This window comes from Pontimicrobium sp. MEBiC06410 (assembly GCF_053601615.1).
On the sequence record NZ_JBSHNT010000155.1, the window covers coordinates 143,723 to 163,428 of the forward strand.

17 protein-coding genes are annotated in these 19,706 nt (G+C 32.0%); 6 read left to right on the forward strand and 11 right to left on the reverse strand.

Annotated elements, in window-relative coordinates; genetic code table 11:
* Window positions 1–17 precede the first annotated feature (17 nt).
* Genes ACVC08_RS11690 through ACVC08_RS11710 form a run of 5 tightly spaced genes read left to right on the forward strand, consistent with a single transcriptional unit; the run spans window position 18 to window position 4,856 of the window.
* On the forward strand, window positions 18–1,316 hold the full coding sequence (locus ACVC08_RS11690) for a polysaccharide deacetylase family protein (protein ID WP_452602156.1): 1,299 nt from the start codon (window positions 18–20) through the stop codon (window positions 1,314–1,316).
* Window positions 1,309–1,995 carry a YjjG family noncanonical pyrimidine nucleotidase gene (locus ACVC08_RS11695; RefSeq protein WP_452602157.1) on the forward strand — a complete coding sequence of 229 codons (687 nt, stop codon included), beginning with the start codon at window positions 1,309–1,311 and terminating at the stop codon, window positions 1,993–1,995. The genes ACVC08_RS11690 and ACVC08_RS11695 overlap by 8 nt, the downstream gene beginning before the upstream one ends.
* A gap of 47 nt (window positions 1,996–2,042) precedes the next feature.
* A complete protein-coding gene (locus tag ACVC08_RS11700) occupies window positions 2,043–2,606 on the forward strand; it encodes a hypothetical protein (protein ID WP_452602158.1) in 564 nt (187 codons plus the stop codon).
* On the forward strand, window positions 2,603–4,021 hold the full coding sequence (locus tag ACVC08_RS11705) for a DUF5723 family protein (protein ID WP_452602159.1): 1,419 nt from the start codon (window positions 2,603–2,605) through the stop codon (window positions 4,019–4,021). Before ACVC08_RS11700 ends, ACVC08_RS11705 begins: the two co-directional genes overlap by 4 nt.
* Window positions 4,008–4,856, forward strand: coding sequence for a hypothetical protein (locus ACVC08_RS11710; RefSeq protein WP_452602160.1), 849 nt, complete (start codon window positions 4,008–4,010; stop codon window positions 4,854–4,856). Before ACVC08_RS11705 ends, ACVC08_RS11710 begins: the two co-directional genes overlap by 14 nt.
* Here the strand turns inward: ACVC08_RS11710 and ACVC08_RS11715 are convergent.
* Window positions 4,853–6,130 carry a replication-associated recombination protein A gene (locus ACVC08_RS11715; RefSeq protein WP_452602161.1) on the reverse strand — a complete coding sequence of 426 codons (1,278 nt, stop codon included), beginning with the start codon at window positions 6,128–6,130 and terminating at the stop codon, window positions 4,853–4,855. The genes ACVC08_RS11710 and ACVC08_RS11715 overlap by 4 nt on opposite strands.
* Before the next feature lie 132 nt (window positions 6,131–6,262).
* On the opposite strand from ACVC08_RS11715, the gene ACVC08_RS11720 reads away from it, so the two are divergent.
* Entirely contained in the window at window positions 6,263–7,036 is a 774-nt protein-coding gene (locus ACVC08_RS11720; protein WP_452597361.1) for a rhomboid family intramembrane serine protease, read from the forward strand.
* On the opposite strand, the gene rlmB is transcribed toward ACVC08_RS11720, so the two are convergent.
* The 10 genes from rlmB to ACVC08_RS11770 all read right to left on the reverse strand — a co-directional run bounded on the left by rlmB (window position 7,031) and on the right by ACVC08_RS11770 (window position 19,702).
* Entirely contained in the window at window positions 7,031–7,765 is a 735-nt protein-coding gene (gene rlmB / locus ACVC08_RS11725) for a 23S rRNA (guanosine(2251)-2'-O)-methyltransferase RlmB (RefSeq protein ID WP_452602162.1), read from the reverse strand. The genes ACVC08_RS11720 and rlmB overlap by 6 nt on opposite strands.
* A gap of 68 nt (window positions 7,766–7,833) precedes the next feature.
* Complete coding sequence (locus tag ACVC08_RS11730) at window positions 7,834–9,453, reverse strand: aryl-sulfate sulfotransferase (protein ID WP_452602163.1); 1,620 nt, start codon at window positions 9,451–9,453, stop codon at window positions 7,834–7,836.
* Window positions 9,454–9,526: 73 nt separating this feature from the next.
* Window positions 9,527–10,291 (reverse strand): hypothetical protein, encoded by a 765-nt coding sequence (locus ACVC08_RS11735; protein ID WP_452602164.1) that lies wholly within the window; start codon window positions 10,289–10,291, stop codon window positions 9,527–9,529.
* A gap of 16 nt (window positions 10,292–10,307) precedes the next feature.
* Window positions 10,308–11,189 carry a hypothetical protein gene (locus ACVC08_RS11740; protein ID WP_452602165.1) on the reverse strand — a complete coding sequence of 294 codons (882 nt, stop codon included), beginning with the start codon at window positions 11,187–11,189 and terminating at the stop codon, window positions 10,308–10,310.
* 18 nt (window positions 11,190–11,207) lie between these two features.
* On the reverse strand, window positions 11,208–12,734 hold the full coding sequence (locus ACVC08_RS11745) for a SusD/RagB family nutrient-binding outer membrane lipoprotein (RefSeq protein WP_452602166.1): 1,527 nt from the start codon (window positions 12,732–12,734) through the stop codon (window positions 11,208–11,210).
* A gap of 15 nt (window positions 12,735–12,749) precedes the next feature.
* The gene (locus ACVC08_RS11750; RefSeq protein WP_452602167.1) at window positions 12,750–15,533 is read right to left on the reverse strand and encodes a SusC/RagA family TonB-linked outer membrane protein; all 2,784 of its coding nucleotides are present in this window, start codon (window positions 15,531–15,533) and stop codon (window positions 12,750–12,752) included.
* Window positions 15,460–15,861 carry a carboxypeptidase-like regulatory domain-containing protein gene (locus ACVC08_RS11755; protein ID WP_452602168.1) on the reverse strand — a complete coding sequence of 134 codons (402 nt, stop codon included), beginning with the start codon at window positions 15,859–15,861 and terminating at the stop codon, window positions 15,460–15,462. The genes ACVC08_RS11750 and ACVC08_RS11755 overlap by 74 nt, the downstream gene beginning before the upstream one ends.
* Before the next feature lie 401 nt (window positions 15,862–16,262).
* Window positions 16,263–17,336 (reverse strand): hypothetical protein, encoded by a 1,074-nt coding sequence (locus ACVC08_RS11760; protein ID WP_452602169.1) that lies wholly within the window; start codon window positions 17,334–17,336, stop codon window positions 16,263–16,265.
* An 8-nt stretch (window positions 17,337–17,344) separates the two neighbouring features.
* Window positions 17,345–18,154, reverse strand: a complete 810-nt coding sequence (locus ACVC08_RS11765; protein ID WP_452602170.1) for a hypothetical protein — start codon at window positions 18,152–18,154, stop codon at window positions 17,345–17,347.
* A 15-nt stretch (window positions 18,155–18,169) separates the two neighbouring features.
* Window positions 18,170–19,702: a SusD/RagB family nutrient-binding outer membrane lipoprotein gene (locus tag ACVC08_RS11770; protein ID WP_452602171.1), complete on the reverse strand. Its 1,533-nt coding sequence runs from the start codon at window positions 19,700–19,702 to the stop codon at window positions 18,170–18,172.
* Between the last annotated feature and the right edge of the window lie 4 nt (window positions 19,703–19,706).

The window sequence follows — 19,706 nt, forward strand, 5'->3', positions numbered from 1 at the left end:
ATAAGTTTTCCTAAATTATGCTTTTAGTTTACTCACATAAAATAACGCCTAGATTAAAATATACATTTAAACAAATATGTACTAGAATTCTAGGAATTCCTGTAAGGTTTACTACAACTATAGAAGATTTTATAGCGCATAATAGTTTAAAAATGTCCTATACCAGACAACCTTTAAGCAATGAGATTTTTATTCGTTCTCATGAGTTGTTGTTTGAACAGGGTTTAAATGATTTGGATATAAATGTTTCGACTTGGGAAGACACAAAATGTTTTTTTACTAATGGAGAGAAAAGTGCTTTGCCTTTCGACATCTTTGCAGCTTCCTTTTACCTGTTAAGCAGATATGAAGAGTACTTACCACATGTAAAAGATGAATACGGACGTTTTATGGCTAAAGATAGCCTAGGGTTTAAATCTAAATTTTTACACCAACCAGTAGTAGATATATGGGCCTATAAATTTAAAGCACTTTTAAAATTACAATACCCAGATTTTGATTACCCTAAAAGAGATTATAAAATATCCCCTGTTATAGATGTTCCAACGGCTTATAACTATAAATTAAAAGGAGTAATGCGTACAATTGGAGGAACTTTAAAAGATGTTTTTGGTTTCCGGTTTAAAGAACTCTATACTAGATATGCTGTATTATTTGGGTTTAAAAATGATCCTTTTGATACATTTAAATACATTATAAATAAACAAAAACAAACCAAATTTAAATTTGTTGTATTTTTTTTAATAGGAGACTTTTCAACCTATGATAAAAATATAAATGTTCAAAAACGAAAATTTGTCTCCTTAATAAAACAAGTGGCAGATTACTGTAATATTGGATTGAAAGCCAGTTATTTTGCTTTAGAAAATAAAGAAACCCTTAAAAAAGAAAAATTAAGGTTAGAAGCAGTAACTAATAGAGCTATACATGCATCTAGACAATCGTTTTCTAAGCTTAATCTACCTGAAGCATACAGAAACCTTGTAGAATTAGAAGTGCCAGAAGATTATACTATGGGGTATATAGATTATTTAGGCTTTAGAGCTGGTACATGTACGCCGTTTTTCTTTTATGATTTAGATTATGAAATACAAACACCTTTAAAAATTAATACTTATCACGTATTAGATAATGCTTTATTAAAAACACAATCGCTATTAGATAAAAAACAGGCGCTTAATAACCTTATTGCTGAGGTTAAAAAAGTAAACGGAACATTTGTTTCTGTTTTTCATAATTATACATTTAGTAATAACGAAAAATGGAAAGGCTATAAAGACCTATTTAATATAATTATAGACTCTACACATGAATAATACAATAACAGATATCTTTTTCGATCTGGACCATACCCTTTGGGATTTCGATAAAAATTCTGGCTTAACTTTCGAACTAATTTTTAAAAAAAACGGTATAGATGTACAGTTAGAAACCTTTTTAAAATATTATGAGCCTATTAATTTAAAATATTGGAAACTTTATAGAGAAGAAAAAATAAACAAAGAAAATTTAAGATTTAAACGATTACAAGAAACATTTAATGCTATAAATGTTAATATTGAAGCAGCAATGATAGATAAACTATCAGAAGATTATATAACATATTTAACAACTCATAATCATATTTTTGATGGCACAATAGAGTTGTTAGAGTACCTAAAACCAAACTACAGATTGCACATTATAACAAATGGTTTTGAAGAAGTACAAAAACATAAACTAATAAAATCTAAAATAGATCATTACTTTAATACGGTAACAAACTCTGAGATGGTAGGAGTAAAAAAACCTAACCCTAAAATATTTCATTTTGCATTAAATCTAGCTGGAGCAACTAAAGAAAATAGTATTATGATAGGGGATAATTATGAAGCAGACATATTAGGAGCATTAAATATAGGCTTAGATGCTATTTGTTTTAATTATCATAATTCAATAATAGATTCAGGAATAAAACAAGTAAATAATATAATAGAAATAAAACGCTTTTTTTAGTAATAATATATTTTTTAAGTCATTTTAATATTAAAAAGCGATTAAAAATGTTAAAAAACGTGTTTATATATGTGGTTTTTTGTTTTCTATCATTCTCATGTGTTGAAAATGTCGATTTTGATCAAGCAGAAAACATTATACTTACTCCAACCCTAGAATCTAGTCTATTATTTTTTGAAGAGCCAGCCACTACATTTGTAGACAATTCTGGAGCCGAGGTTTTAACTATTACAGATAGTGTTGTAATAGAAATTTTTAACGATGAATTTGTAAAAGATAATTTACAAAAAGCAATTCTTCTATTTGAAGCAACAAATAGTATTAAAAGAACTTTTGAAGCAAAAGTAGATTTTTTAAATGAATTAGATGAATTGCAACATACCATAACATTTACAGTTACACCATCTATAAATAATGAAGCCGTAATAACAGAAAGTACAGAAGTTTTTGAAGGCGATAACTTAGAAGCGATAAAAACAACAAATAAGCTATTTTTAACGCTAACAATGCTTGCTAGTTCTGATGGATCTACACTAAACAATAACTCAAGCGGTACATTAGGCTTTAGGTCTAAAGGCACTTTCTTTTTTAACATAAATACAGGAGAATGAAGCAGACTTGCCTGTTATTTATGATTGTAACTTTTGTTTGTGGAGCACAAAACAAGCAGATATTATATGGCTTTAACGAAATTCCGCAGAATTTGTTGATTAATCCAGGAGCAGAAGTTGATAATGATTGGTATGTAGGCATACCTTTATTATCCCATATTCATGCTAATGTTGGTTTCTCTGGAGTATCTCCGTATGATCTTTTTGTAAAAGACGGTAGAGACTTTAATTCTAAATTAAAAGATATAGTATATAGTATGGATAATAAAGATGTTTTTGCTATAAATCAGCAATTAGAAATATTATCCGGAGGCTTTGCTTTTGGTAATGGTTATGAAAAAAATAAATACCTATCTTTTGGTTTATACGAAGAGTTAGATGTCTTTGTATATTTTCCTAAGGACTATGCTGTTTTGGCTTACGAAGGAAACTATAATAATATTAACAGAAAATTTAATTTGGGAGATTTAAATGCAAGTGGAGAATTGATTTCTGTTTTTCATGTAGGGTACAATAAAAAAATAAATAAAAAATTTACAATAGGAGCTAGAGGCAAAATATATTCCAGTATTATTAATATAAACTCGACTAGAAATACAGGAACATTTGTAACAGTACCAGGAACAGAAAATTTTTACAGGCATATTTTTAGTTTAGGATTAGAAGCTAGAACTTCAGGCTTATCTAGTTTAATAAACGATGATAATTCTGAAGTTAATAATGATATTTCAACAATAAAAAAGAGAATCCTATTTGGTGGTAATTTAGGCTTAGGTTTAGATATAGGGTTTACCTATAAATTTAAAAATAATCTAACATTAGATGCAAGTATACAAGATATAGGTTTTATTAGACATAAAAAGGATGTAGAAAATTATAGTCTAAGAGGACGTTACGAATTTGAGGGAATTAACCCGCTTTTTTCGGGAAGTAACGGTGAACAAACTGCTCAAGAATATTGGGACGAAATAGCTAACCAATATGATAATTTATTTGAATTAAAAAAAGATAATCAAGCCTACACAACATGGAGACCATTAAAGTTAAATGCAGCTGTAAAATATGCATTTGGAGGAAATAACAAAGAAATATGCGATTGTAAATCTAACAAAGATGGCTATACTAATGCTTTAGGAGTTCAACTATTTATGATTAATAGACCAAAGCAACCACAAATAGCATTAACAGCCTTTTACTATAAAAAAATCTTTAAGCAATTACGATTAAAAGCAACATACACAGCAGATTCTTACTCAAGTTCTAATATTGGTTTAGGACTGTCAGCACATTTAGGAAACGTAAATTTTTATGCCATGGCAGATAATTTATTAAAATTTCAGAACTTAGCACAAGCACAAAGCTTATCTTTACAAGTAGGATTCAATTATATTTTTACAAAAAATGAAAACAAATAAAACAATTTTTGCCTTGCTGGCTTTTTTTATAATCTCATTATTACCTGCTCAAGTTAGTTTAAATGAATATAAGTATGTTATTGTACCTAATAAATTTGAGTTTTTAAAAGAAGCAGATCAATATAGGCTAAATTCTTTAACTCAATACTTATTTCAAAAAAATGGCTTTATAGCTGTAATGGAAGAAGGCAAATTGCCTGAGGAAATTGTAAAAAATAGTTGCTTAGCATTAAAGGCAGATGTGTTAAGTAATTCTGGAATGTTTAAAACAAAACTAAAAGTAGAACTTAAAAATTGTAATGGAGAAGTTGTTTATACATCATTAGAAGGTACTTCAAGAGAGAAAAAATATGCAGTAGCATACAATAATGCTATCCGCGCTGCTTTTAATTCGTTTAAAGATTTAAACTATAAATATGAGCCAAATGAAAAGACTTTAGCAATGGCAGAAGCAGAGACTAAAAAAGAAGAAGAAATTAAAAGATTAAAAGAAGAAATTAAATCTTTAAAAGCAGTTGAGGAGAAAGTAAAAGTAGTTGAGCTAGTAAAAACAGAGGTAAAGAAGCCAATTGAAAAAGAAGTAGAAAAAGAGATTAAAAAAGACAACATTAAAACATTTAATAAAGATGTATTATACGCGCAACCTACAAACACAGGATTTCAATTAGTAGATACAACACCTAAGGTTGTATATACCCTATACGCTTCTGGGCAAGAACATATTTTTATAGTAAAAGGAAGAGATGCTGTAATATATAAAGTCGATACAGCGTGGGTAATTGCTGAGCAAAAAGGAAATAGATTAGAAAAAAAGAACTTAAATATTAAGTTTTAATACCCGTACTTTTCTTTCCAACGTGCTTTTAAAAACTGACGCTGTGCATTTTCACGGGCATTATTACCAGGTTCGTATAATTTTGTGTTTTTTATTTTTTCAGGAAGAAATTCCTGATTAGCAAAATTATTTTCGTAATCATGAGAGTATTTATACGCCTCACCATAACCAATTTCTTTCATAAGTTTAGTAGGTGCGTTCCTAATAGATAAAGGAACAGGCAAGTCTCCCGTATTTTTAACCAATTGTTGTGCAGTACCAATGGCCATATATGCTGCATTACTTTTAGGAGAGCAAGCTAAATATGTAGCACATTGACTTAAAATTATTCTCGATTCTGGATATCCTATAGTAGAGACAGCTTGAAAAGTAGTATTCGCCATTACCAAAGCAGTAGGGTTAGCGTTTCCAATATCCTCACTAGCTAAAATAAGTAAGCGCCTAGCAATAAATTTTACATCTTCGCCACCCTCTACCATCCTAGCTAAATAATATACAGCAGCATTGGGATCACTGCCACGAATAGATTTTATAAAAGCAGAAACAATATCATAATGTTGTTCACCAGTTTTATCATAACGTACTGTATTGTTCTGTACTTTGTTTAAAACTAGTTCATTGGTAATAGTGACCTTATCTGTGTTTTCAGAGTTTATAACAAGCTCGAAAATATTTAATAATTTTCTAGCATCACCCCCGGAAAGACGCAATAAAGCTTCGGTTTCTTTTAATATTATTGTTTTTTTAGAAAGCAACTCATCCTCTTTTATAGCACGCATTAAAAGCAATTCTAAATCCTTTTTATCAAAAGGCTTTAATATATATACCTGACATCGTGACAATAAAGCAGGGATAACCTCAAAACTCGGGTTCTCTGTAGTAGCACCAATTAATGTAACCCAACCTTTTTCTACAGCTTGTAATAAAGAATCTTGTTGCGATTTACTAAAACGATGTATCTCATCTATAAAAAGAATAGGATTTTTAGTAGTAAATAAACCTCCACTACTTTTAGCTTTTTCAATGACTTCTCTAACATCTTTAACGCCAGAACTAATAGCACTTAAAGTATAAAAAGGTCTTTTAGACTCAGTAGCTATAATATTAGCCAAAGTAGTTTTCCCAATTCCTGGAGGTCCCCAGAGAATTAAAGAAGGAATTAAGCCTTGCTCAATTTGCTTAGTTAACGTACCATACTCACCAACTAAATGAGTTTGGCTAATATAATCTTCTAAAGTTTTTGGTCTTAATCGTTCAGCTAAAGGTGCATTCATAGAACAAAATTAAAGCAATTATTATAAAAATTAAGAGTCGTAGAACTAAAAATTTGTAAGAGCATTATGTTTTATCTGCCATTCTAGCACAAAAAGAATTATTGGATAATAATTTGTTATACTAACTAACCTATGAAAAAGCAGCAAGAATCTTTTAAGTTTTCTAAAGAAGTCATACTTTATCCATTACTTTTTGTACTGCTAATATGGACAGTATTTATTTTCGAAGTACGTTTTGGTTATAGATTTAATAAGTATGGTATTTACCCGCAAACGGTGAAAGGGTTAAGAGGTATTATTTTTAGTCCATTCATACATTCTGGATTAAAACATTTATACTCTAATACAATACCATTATTTGTACTATCATCTGCATTATTTTATTTCTATAGAAATATAGCCTGGAAAATCATTATATATGGTATTTTGCTTTCAGGTTTTTTTACATGGTTAATAGGAAGGCCATCATACCATATTGGAGCTAGTGGATTAATATACGTGTTATTTAGTTTTAATTTCTTTAAAGGTATTTTTGCAAAACATTATCGTTTAATAGCTCTCTCTCTATTAGTAATATTTATATACGGAAGCATGTTTGTTTACGCGCTTCCTATAGATGAAAAGATATCTTGGGAAGGACATACAGGAGGATTAATTGCAGGATTGTTATTTGCCTTATTCTTTAGAAAAGAAATAGCTAAACCTAAGAAATATGTTTGGGAAAGAGAAGATTATAAAGAAGAAGACGATGAGTTCTTAAAACATTTTGACGAAAACGGAAATTTTATTGAAAAGCTAGAGCCAGACGATAACGAGTTGAGTGAAAATAATTTTGAAAACTCAGAGACTACTACTAGTTCTGTAAAAGTGAGTTATAACTTTAAAGAAAATAAAAAAGAATTATAAGCGTTGTCTAACAGCCTCATAAAGGAAAGCTCCGCAAGCTACAGATACATTTAATGACTCAATATCGCCTAGTAAAGGTAATTTAGCCTTTGCATCTGCCAATTTTAATACAGAAGGGTTAATACCTCTACCTTCAGAGCCCATTATTATAGCACAAGGCTCCTTGAATGAAACATCGTAAAGAGTATTATTAGTTTTTTCTGTAGCAGCTATTACTTTAACCCCCGAAGCTTGTAGCAAAAACATAGCGTCTTTAATATGGTCTACTTTACAAATAGGAACTTTAAAAACAGCACCCGCACTAGTTTTAATAGTATCACCATTTACTGGAGCACCACCTTTTTTTTGCACTATTATTCCATGAACTCCTGTGCATTCAGCAGTTCTAATAATAGCCCCAAAATTCCTAACATCACTTAATTGATCTAACAGTAAAAATAGGGGAGTAGCATTGGTTTTTAATATATCCTCTATTAGTGTTTCTAAATCATGAAAAGGAATTGGAGCAATTTGTGCAACAGCTCCTTGATGATTATTTTTAGTTAATCTATTTAGTTTTTCTGCAGGAACATAAGAAAAATTAATGCCTTTTAGTTTTATTAAGGACTCTAGTTCTGAAAATAAATCGCCTTTAATTCCTTTTTGTAGAAATACCTTATCTATAGACTGCTTAGCATTAATAGCTTCTATTACTGCCCTTAAACCAAAAATTTGAGTGTTTTTTTCCATTGAAGCAAAGGTATAAAAAAAGAGACTGAAAAAATCAGCCTCTTCTATGTATAATACTAAAAAGATTTTTATTGCTTAATAATTTTTTTAGTAATTAAACTCTTATTAGAGTATAATTTTAGTAAATAAATACCAGGTTTAATAGTATTTAAATCTATACTAGTTTGATTTAAGTATGTAGCCATTAATTGACCCTGTATGCTGTATACTTCAACTTTTTCGATAGTATTTTTAGAATTAATATTTAAAATATTTTCTACAGGGTTAGGATACAGTTTAGTAGATGCATTTAATAAATCATATTCAGTTACACTCAAAAGATTACAATCAGATGGATTTAATTCAATAGGTGTTCCTGGTGTTAAATCTACTCCTATAAAACCAGAATAATCCATTGGGTATTTAAAAGCTCTAAATACAATATTTTGTGTTGCTGTGTCTCCTTGAGATACAATACCAGAAACAGTATCAGGATTTATATACTCCCATACAATATTATTACTAGAATCGATTTCAAAGAAATAACCAGAATCACCATCACAAATTAAAGTATTACCATTGGGTAATCTTTGACCACTTGATAGTATAGCAGAGAAAAAATCAGTAGGAGGTGTAGCCATGTATTGCCATTCGGCTGCTGTTGGACCATAACCATTTGTTGCGTCAAAGACATAGACACCTGGAGCAGACGTTACAGGTGCAATTATGTCTACTGAAGAAGCAGAGGTTGTATTACCGTTGTTATAGATCATCAATTTACCAGCGTCTGTTAATCCATCTGGTATCCAGTGAGGATAATGTTGTCCATCTAAAGTTCTATCTGCGGCAGTCCCTTTATCATGCGATTCTGGGTTGCCCCATCTATATAAAAAATCTCCTCCTTTACCATATGTTCCTCCAGTATTTGATGCAGCTTCAACAGTTGTTGTAGAATGATCTATTATAAAAATTTCACTTAAATTACGAGAACTTAAAACGATCTGGTCTAATGTTTCATTATATTGAATAGAGTTAACATGTAACCAATTTGCATTGGAGGTTGATAAGTTTAAAAAATTAATATCTAATAATTGAGGGTTATCTGCGATAACACCAAAGTTACTTTTTGTAGCATCAAAATCTTGTACTAAATGGTCTTTTATATTCCATTCCCAAACAATATTTGCTTGATCTGTACCAACAGGTTCTAACTCTAGTATTTGTTCATTAAACAATTTGTTTTCTGCTAATTTTGAAGGATCTCTTCCCGCTTCTATGGCTTCATTCATATCCATGGTGGTAACTGCTAACATTAATATATTACCGTTAGGAAGAGGGAACACATCGTGGTGTTGAGAAACTGTTGGGCTGGAGTAGGTATATTCCCATAATAAATTTCCATCCCAATCATAAAGTTCTACCTTACCGCCAACCCCTCCAAAAGTAATATCAGCGTTGGCAATTTTACCAGCACGTAGTAAATTTCCATTTTCTAATAAGTATACAGCGTTTCCTGCTGTTACAGTACTAGACCATTGATTTATTACTTCACCACAATTGTTTATTAAATAAGTCTCTGTAGACCTTACAGGTGTAAAAAGAGTAAGGCCATCATAGGAACTATTTTCATTTGTTATAACACCAACTGTATTTTGTGCATGCAAACTATTAAAAGATAGTATAACTAATAAGCATAATATTTTTTTCATTTCCAGTTTTTTGTAAAAATAAAAAAACCACCTCAATTGAGGTGGTTTTTACATTTATATTTTAATGGTTTTCTTAGTTAGAACATCCATTACTAGTACCACTAGTTATTTCTCCAACTGTAGGAGAAGGTCCTCCATTAAAAACGTTTCCGTTTGGATCAGTGATTTCGTAAGTGATTTCACCATCCCAGTCTCCACTTGAAAAAGCAAAAGAGTAAGTAGAACCTGTTGGGATCGGGATAAAGAATTCTTCTGTATCTCCTTCAACAGCATAACTAGTTGTTGTACCATCTACAGTAACATCAATAGATGCTCCATTCCAACCATCTCCGTAACTATCGTTACCAACAATTTTCCATGTTGGTACATTAGGAATAGTTAAATCGATAAGATACCCATTACTAGATGGAGTTATAGCTGTTCTTACTCCAGCAGCAGTTATTTTAAGCTGAATGTTTTCATCAGACTCACAGTTTGTATCAAGCATTGCTGATACAGGGATGTCAAAAGTACTAACATAAGCAGGAACAGTAATTTCAAAACCTACATGAGGAATTCCTGTATCTGCATCAGTATCTTGATCTCCACTAGAGATATCGTCTTGAGTTCCGCTTCCTCCTACAAGTTCAATTTTAAATTGAGAAGGTACAGAAAGAGCTCTACTAAGTGTAAATGGAATTACATCAGACTGCCCTTCAAGAACAGTTAAAGCTGTCACTGAAGTAGTAGCAGTAGGTTTAGGCTGAGCATCTAAACCATCTAAATCGTCATCTACACAAGATGTTAACATAAAAGCTGAAGCTATGAATGTTAAAAGTGTTATTTTATTTAATTTCATGATTTTCATTTTTAAATTATAATCTAGTATATACTACGTTATCTAATTTTCTACAGTCTCCAGAAGCACATACATCAAAAGTTACATGTATATCACCTGTAATTTCATCAACATATCCAGCAGGGTTAGTAGAACCAGCTCTACCTTCAACCGTGTTGGAGTAGAAATTACCTAAGTTCTGAGATACAATAAATACATCTCCACAAACAACATCCATAATATATCCATTTCTATCAGCAGGTGGTGCTAAAGGCGTAAATAATCCATTTGGTCCCCATGGTGGAGTACTATCAGATAAGAAACTATTTGGAACACCAGTACCAGTAAAGGTATGAACATCATTAGCATTGTATTGTAATAAATCTCCATCTAAATTAGTGTAATCAAATCTTAATGAATAAGAGAATTGATCTATAGTTGCTAAACAACCTACAAATTTTATTTCAATAGTTTTGTTAATATCAGATATCTGTGTACCAGCTTGATTAGATGTTAAATCTATAAAAACTGAAGTTGGTGTTTCTGAATCAAAACTTCCTGTGTTTATGTTTATAGGAAACTGAACAAAAGTTGAACCTTGTGGTAAAACAAGAGTACCTGGTAATGGTAAATCAAATTCAACACCTTCTGTAGCAGTTGATAATGCAGTATTAACTGCAAAGTTTACTGTTATATCTCCAGATGGTAATGTCCCACTTTGCCCTCCTAAAAGGTTTACAGGATATTCTTTTGTAACAACACCTTCGTCAGCGAAATAACTGTTTGTAGCAGTTTTTTGAGCGAATCCTACAGTGTAAATACTAGATTGGAATCCATTGTCATTTTCGTCGTCTACAATACACGACACACTCACTAGCGCAGCTAGTAACAGTACTGATAATTTTTTAAAATTTTTCATATTTTTCATTTTTTTTTGTTAGTTAACATCCCAGAAAATCTTGCTAGAGAAAGCCTCAGAAGATGGTTGATTAGGAACGTTAGCAGAATTTGTTGAATACTCAGATGCTGGGTATAACATTCTATATGGTAATTGAGATTGTTCTGCAATTAAAGATAAAGGAACAGCTGGAAAACCAGTTCTGTTATAATCAATAAATGATTCAATAGCATTAATTCCACAAAGAGCAATCCATTTCTGAGTCATTATAGCTTCTATTTTATTAGAAGAACCAGACCAACCTACTAAATTAGTATTTTCTGTTGAACCGATGTAAGCAGCAGCTCCAGTTGCACCAAGTAAGTTAAACGAAGCAGTAATTCCACTGTGGAATAAAGCTTGTGCGTTACCTGTGATGTAACCTTTGTGAGCAGCTTCAGCTTGTAAGAAGAAACTTTCAGCAGCAGTAAAGAAATAACTATCTTGTTCTGCAGAGAATCTTAATCCAGGACCTAATTCAGAAAATTCAGGACCAGAAGTTGCTCCTTGAACAACACCATTAATATCTCCAGCAGTATATGAACCTTCAGCAGGATCACCTACTGGCTCATACATTCTTACTAATCTTGGATCTAAAGTACCAGTAGCAACACCATCTTGAGTAGCTTCACCTCTTAAGAACTTAACCATGTAGTCTGATGGTACAATGAAGTCGTTATCAAAAGTTGGTTCACCTGTAGCAGTTGTTCCATAGTTATTCCAAAATGGGTTTTGTTGACCTGCAGCAGCAGCATAACCAGGGTTTAATGTTGCATCTGTTGTTAAAAAGTTAGTTGATAATGCTGCAAATTGCTCTGTTAAATAAGTTGCAGTTTCAGCATCTGTACCAGCTAATTCAGATTGTCTTAATAAAATTCTTAATTTTAAAGTATTTGCTACTTGAATCCAACCATTAGCATCTCCATTAAATATAGTATCTTCAGTTCCAACTGGAAGATAATCACCTGAGTTTTCTAAAATTGCAATAGCAGCATCTAATTGCACTATTAAATCTCTGTAGATAGATTGTGCATCATCATACGCAGGAGATATATTTAATCCAAACTGTAAAGCTTGAGAGTAAGGTATATTTCCATATAAATCTGTTAATACTTGGAAGTAATAAGACTTATTAATCATAGAGATCGCTTTGTAATTATTAAAAGCTGAATCTGGATTATCAATGATCGCTTGGAATGTTCCCATTCCTCTAAATAAATCTCTCCATATAATAGATCCTGGTGTGAAATTTTGAGTGAAGTTTAATCTAAACTCATCTTGAAAACCTCCAGTTACGTTATTAATATCACCACCCCACTGTTGCATTAATATACTACCCAGTTCGCTGGTTGTTACTTCATATCTAGCTCTTGGGGCTTGAATAGCTCCAGCTAAAAGTAATTCTGGACTAACTAAGTCTGTTGTTGCGTCTACTTCAGATTCGTTTATATCTAATGTACTCTCACATGAAACAACAGATAAACCTAAAGCAAATAGGAATAGTCCTGTTTTTAAATATTTTTTCATCTTTTTCAATTTTTATTAAAATGTTAAGTTAAGTCCTATACCAAAAGTTCTAGTTGGAGGTAAATTAGCTCCTTGTGTAGTAATACCTTGAGCATTACCTGTTGAGAAACCTGATTCTGGATCACCATATCCTCTGTTTTCAGATGGTAAAATAGTAATTGGGTTTCTAGCTGTAGCGCTTATTTTAAGACCTGTAATAAACGTGTTTTTAAAGAAATCTTTATTAACATCATAGCTTAAAGTTAATTCTCTTACTTTAAATGCAGTTGCATCTAATACTTGGTTTTCACCTACATTTCTGTAGTTACCAAAGAAGTTAATGTAAGAACCAGCTCCTGTACTAGCAGAAGGAACACTTGTATTAGCTTCATATACTCCTGGAGATGTTTCTATTGCCGAGTTAGGGAATATGAAAGCACCACGACCACCTTGAGCTGTTTCAACAGCATGACCAGCCCAAGTTAAAGCAGCCTTAGTATCTGAGTAAAATACGTGACCAGTTCTGTAGTCCATTGTTGCAGATAATGTAAATCCTTTATATCTAAAAGAAGTATTTAAGTTTACAATATGCTTAGGTGTAGTTCTTCCCATTATTTTAAGTCCAGAAGCTTCAATTGGGTTACCATTAGATGGGTCAATTAAAACACGTCCTTGAGGATCTCTTTCATAATAGTTAGATTGAATTACTGGGAATTGCTCTCCTTTGATAGCAAAAACTTCAGCAAAACCTGTGAAACCACCTAAAGATACTTGATCAACTTGATCAGTAACAGCTACTACTTCGTTTTTAGTAGTACTATATCCAATATTTACATCAAAGTTAATATCTTCTGTTTTGATTACTTTAACACCTAAATCAAATTCTAAAGCTTGACCTTTAGTTTCTGCAATGTTAATTCTAGAATTAGCAATACCTGATGCTGCTGACGCAGATACATTTGTAATTTGGTTTTCACCTTGGAATACAGAGTAACTAGCATCTAATGTAATTCTATCTTTAAGGAATCCTGCATTAAGACCAAATTCTTGAGTTGTTAAAAACTCAGGCTCTAATAATGGATCTGTAATTGTTTGGTCAACAACAAAAGAGTTTTGTCCTCCAATAGGGAAGCCAGGAGCTTGATTAACTGTAGACTGTATTTCGTATGCTCCAATACTACCATCATTACCTACTTTTACGTAAGCAGCAGTAAGTTTTAAGTAGTTTAATACATCGCCTCCAAAGTTTTCAAACGCTTTTGTAGGAACGAAGGCTATACTTGCAGAAGGATAGAAGAATGATTGGTTAGACTTAGCTAAAACTGAAGTCCAGTCATTTCTACCAGTTATGTTTAAGAATAAGAAATCTTTATATCCAAAATCAATATTTGCAAAAGCAGCTATTCTTGAGCTAGATCTTCTATCATCATCAGGAGTAGTGTTATTTAAATCATTAACATTAAATGAAGAGTAGATTCCAGGAATAGTTAACCCAGAACCTGCAACTTGTGCAAAACTAGATTTGAAATATTGGTTGTTAATCCCTAAGTTGGCTGCGAAAGAAAGATCTTCAGTTAACATATAATCTAAATTAACGAATAAATCAGTATAGTACTGAGAACTTCTTCTATTATTATACACAAAAGAATTTCCTGTAGATCTATCAGCTCCAGTATTATCTATGATTTCTTGTGGTTCAGCATAAGCGTTTTGATAACGTAAAAAACTAGAGTTATTTATTCTAGCATTACTTAATAATTTAAAAGAAATGTTATCATTTACTTGATAACCTAACTCTCCCCCTAAACTGATGTTATTACCTTCACCTTTAGATCTTTGGTTTTGTAAATTCCAATATGGGTTTGTGAAATAAGCATTCCAGTGTCCTTCATTTCCTGAATTAGCAAAACTTTCAATAGGAATGTTAGTAGCAGACTGTAGTAATTGAGTATAGAGTCCTGCGTTATTTCCACTATCGTGTCTCTCTACAGTAGTGTTAGTGTAAATTATGTTAGCAGCAGCAGACCATTTACCAGCTGTTTTACCAGCGTTAAAAGTAAAAGTATTTCTTTTACGGTCATCACCTTGAATGATAAATCCTTGTCTTACATTTCTTCCACCAAGAGTTAAGTAACCGTCAGCGTTTCCTGAAGAAACAGAGAAAGAATTTTGTCTAGTTAAACCAGTGCTAAAGAATTCTTTAACATGATCACTTCCTCTTGAAGAGTAAGGAGCAGTAATGAATGTACCATCAGCTTGTGGTAAACCTACAGGAACAATTTGTCCATCGAATTCTGGTCCCCATCCTCCATTTTCATAGATTACGTTTTCAAAACCATTTCCTAAATCCCATCCTTGTCCATATCTTGTTTGTTTTTCAGGAACAAAAGCAACTGTTTCGATATCTAAAGAACTACTTATTCTAACAGTCATTTTTTCTCCTTTAGTTACTTTTTTAGTAGTAACAACGATAACACCATTTGATCCTTGTGAACCATATAATGCAGCACCGGCAGCACCCTTGATAACGTTTACAGTTTCAATTTGGTTAGGATCTATTGCATTTAAGAAAGTAGTACTAGATATAGCACCATCAATAACTACTAATGCTTGGTTATTACCAGATATAGAACGGTCTCCACGAAGAACGATTCTAGTTCCTCCACTTACACCATTAGAGTTTTGTGTAATTTGTAAACCAGATACTTTACCAGCTAAACCATTAACAACACTAGGGTTGTTAGCTTTAACTAATTCTTCTGTTTTCACTTCTTGATAAGCAGAAGTTACTTGATCTTTCTTTCTTTCTTTTAATACCAAGTGCTGTAATTACAACTTCATCTATAGCTGTAACATCAACCTCCATACCAAAACTGATATTATTTGATGCTCCTACTGTTTTATCTACAGTCTTGTAACCTATAGAAGAGTATTGTATAACATCTCCTGTACTTGCAGATAATGAGTAATTACCATCAAAATCTGTTTGTGTACCGTTACTTGTACCAACAACAAGAACACTTACTCCAGGCATCGGTAATCCGTTTTCATCGGATATCGTTCCTGAAATTGATTTTTCTTGTGCGAACGTTAGTTGCACAACAAACGCTAGAAATAGCGTTAAAATTCCACTAAACTTTGTTTTCATTTTATAATTTATTTGAATTAGTCTAGGCCAAAAATCCTAATTTAATGTTAATAAAACAATTTTTTTAGTACATTTTTTTGATATCGAGTGTTAATTTTAGCAATAAGCATCAATAATGCGCCTAAAACTAATGCTATTTAGGGTTTGTTAAAGTTTTGAAAATAATTTAAAACTCTACAGGTTATTCTGAATAGCTGTCATTATTAAGGGTTTTTATGCTAATAAGTGCTAAAAATGGATAGTAGTTTTATTAGCATTTTCAAATAACTGTAGTCAAAGGTCTTTATTGAGCAAGTTTTATGTAAATTTTATGAAAAAGAATACCCCCAAAATTAGTATTCAACTTTTGGGGGTATTGATAAAATTAAGTCTTATTAGCTATAAAAACTAAATTAAGATACTTATTTTTCTTTTAAATCTTTCTTTTCTTCAATAGAAATGGATTGTAACGTTTTTCCAGATGCTACTAAAACAGCATTTGGATCTTTAATAATATATGTTGCTCCTTCTTTTTCGATAAAGAAAGATGTTATAGCATTAGTGTTTCCATCATTAAGGCCTCCATTATTTATTATGAATAAGCTAGAAAGATCTTGTTGATTATTAAAGGCTCCAGCTTTGTTAAATTCTAAAATAGCAGGAATATTACCGCTCGCCATGTTTCCATTTGTTGTCCATAAGCTTGCGTCTATTCTGTAAAGAGCATCAGGAGCATTTGCAGGGATTGTTATAGATTCTGGGCAATCATTATAGCTAAAGGCTACGAAAGTACCATCTAAATATAGTTCTAAATCCATATCTATACCATTATTTATATCGCAAGGGTCTGTGGTTCCTAAATAGTTTCCATCCCATTTAAGATTCATAATTAAATCTTCTACAGGAGCATCTTCTATATTAACTGTTATAATTTCATCTATAATTGCTTCTAAGTTAGACGTAGATGATATTCTAAATTTAACATACCTAGCTCCATTATCTATTAAGTCTCCTTTGGTTTTTATGTTTAATTGCAAATTCTCTTGAAACGGTTCATAACAGGTGTAATAGCCTGAACCGCCTAAATATCCAAACGAGAATTCTCCTCCTCCAAACCAACTTCTAAACATTGTACCTGATAACTCACTGCATGGAGCTACCTGAAAATTAGCTTCATTTGGGTGAATAGGGAAATCGATATTGTCAAGGTCGAATAAGTTAAAACCATTCCCATTTAATACTTCTCCAACTGGTATAGGATTATTGTTTTCATCTAAGACATCTATTCTAAGGTCTATTTTTGTGTCAACAGCATAATCTAATACCATATTAAAAACTGCAGTTTCACCTTCTGTAACTGTAACTGTGTTGTTTTGAAGTACTAATTTAGGTTTGCCTTTCTTTTCTAGTGTATCATCATCTTCACAAGAGTATAATGAGATAGCAATAACAGCAAAAGCTGTTAGTGTCATAAATTTTGTTATAATATTTTTCATAGTTGTTTTTATTGAGGTGTATATGTAGAACTGCCTAAGTCGAACCAAACATCATCTGGATCTACAGTGGCACCATTATAAATGATTAAATTGTCTATTGTTATTTCACCTGTTGTATTGTTAAGCGATACATTGCCCGATAATGCTGTGTCAAATTGCCAACCAGTAAGTGTAATATCTCCGCAAATATCAACTAATGTCATAGAAATAGGGTTGACACCGCCGCCAGTACCTAAAAATGGCATTGTAAAAATGAAATTGTTAGGTGCAGTTTCTGTGAAATTAGTAACACCTCCTGCTCCAGATGGTAAATCGGGGTTTGTATATGTCCCAGCAATACCAGATTGACACCCTATGAATATTAGTTTTATAGATTGCTGAGCATCTGTAGTTTCTGCAATATCTTCTGGTGCTAAGTTTAATATAAGTTCTGTAGGTGAGTCTGGATTGAAATTACCAGTGTTGACATTTAGTATTAACTCTCCAAAATCTCTTTGAGCTGGAAGCGTTATGCTAGATGTGTTTAAATTAAATTCTACACCTTGTTGTGCTGTGCTTGCAGGGTCAATAGTAAAAGGAATATTTAAATCTGTTTCAGCGAAACCTTTCCCGCCTCCTAGAAACGACATTCGGATTATGTTTTCAATAGTACCTATGTCTGAAAAATGACTTATAGTTACTACCGATTCTGTAAAACCTACAACAATAGGAGTGTTTGCTTGATTAACTTCTTGTTGTGATTGCTCATCGTCTACAAGACATGAGGTTGTCAAAGAAGACGTTATTAATATAATGAGTAATAATTTTATTTTTTTCATGATTTTATTTTTTATTTATAGATCCCAAAACACTTTGGTATTAAATGCAGATTCAACGGTTTGATTAAATGCATTTACATTTTGAGAATTTCCAGTATATTCAGAAGTAGGGTATAATAATCTATTTGGCCTACTAGGTCTGGTAGCAATGTCTGGAAGCGGCATATTGCTAGGAAATCCTGTTCTTGTAAATTCTATCCATGTTTCTATACCATTAGTTCCTCCTAGATCAAGCCACTTTTGAGTGATAATTGCTTCCAACTTATTTGAAGTGCCATCCCAACCAATTTTATCTACAGTATTAGAATCTGTAAGATAACTACCTAAAGTAGCTCCAAGTCTATTGAAAGAAGCTGTAATTGCAGATTGAAACAATCCTTTTGCATCTCCACTATTTAAAAGTGATTTATGTACTGCTTCAGATTGTAAGAATAGAGATTCTGAAGCTGTCATAATATAACCATCTTGATCGGGAGAAGATAACAAACCTGGTCCTATACGAGAAGGCTGTCCATTACCTCCTTGAGTATTTCCTTGTATTGTGATTTGCGAACCTCTAAGCGCATAAAGTCTATTTAATCTATTATCTATTACATTTGTGGTTGTGCCATCTAAGAATTCAACTAAAAAAGTTGTTGGGCCAGCTCTTCTATTAGAAAATGTTGCACTGGCATCATTTCCAAATTCACCAGGGTTATAGCCAAATGTAGCTGCAAACGGATTCATTCTTCCTGCTTGGTCTGCGTAACCAGGATTTATAGTAACATCATCTCCTATACCAAGAAAGTTAGTGCTAGGATCATTTAGTTTTACAAATTCACTATTAACAAATGCTAGGATATCATTTTCGTTAGGATTAGCTACTGCATAATCGTTTACACGTAATAACATTCTTAATTTAAGACTGTTTCCAAACCTAATCCATTTATCTATATTACCATTCATTATAACATCATTTGATCCTAAAGGAATTACTGAAGCTGCATTTGTAGTATTTATTTGATCTATAGCATCGTTAATTTGAGTAATTAATGAGATGTATATTTCTTCTTGCTTATCATACTTAGGAAATAGATTTCCACCTCTTTGATGAATTTCGGAAAATGGAATATCTCCATATAAATCAACTAAATATTGAAAGAAAAATGCTCTATATATCTTAGAAATACCTTTATGATAATCGTAATTACCTGGTATTTCTGTATTGATTATTTGGGTTAGGTTACCAGTTCTAGCCATTAAACCATCCCAGATATCGCTATAAAAATCTGTAGATAGTTGAAATTGAAATTCACTAAAATAGGGTGCTTGAATTTGTTGGGTGTTTCCAGACCATGTGGCAATCATGGTGTTACCTAATTCATTCATTCGTGTCATAAATACTGCGGCAGGAACTGTTTGCGCTCCAGGGAGTATAACTTCTGGTGAGAGTTCGTTAATGACTGTGCCGTTGGGATCTTCGTTTACTAAAACGTCTTCACATGCTGTTGAAATTGAGATAACAATTGCAATTAGAAAGATTTTGTATATGGTATTTATTTGTTTCATTTTT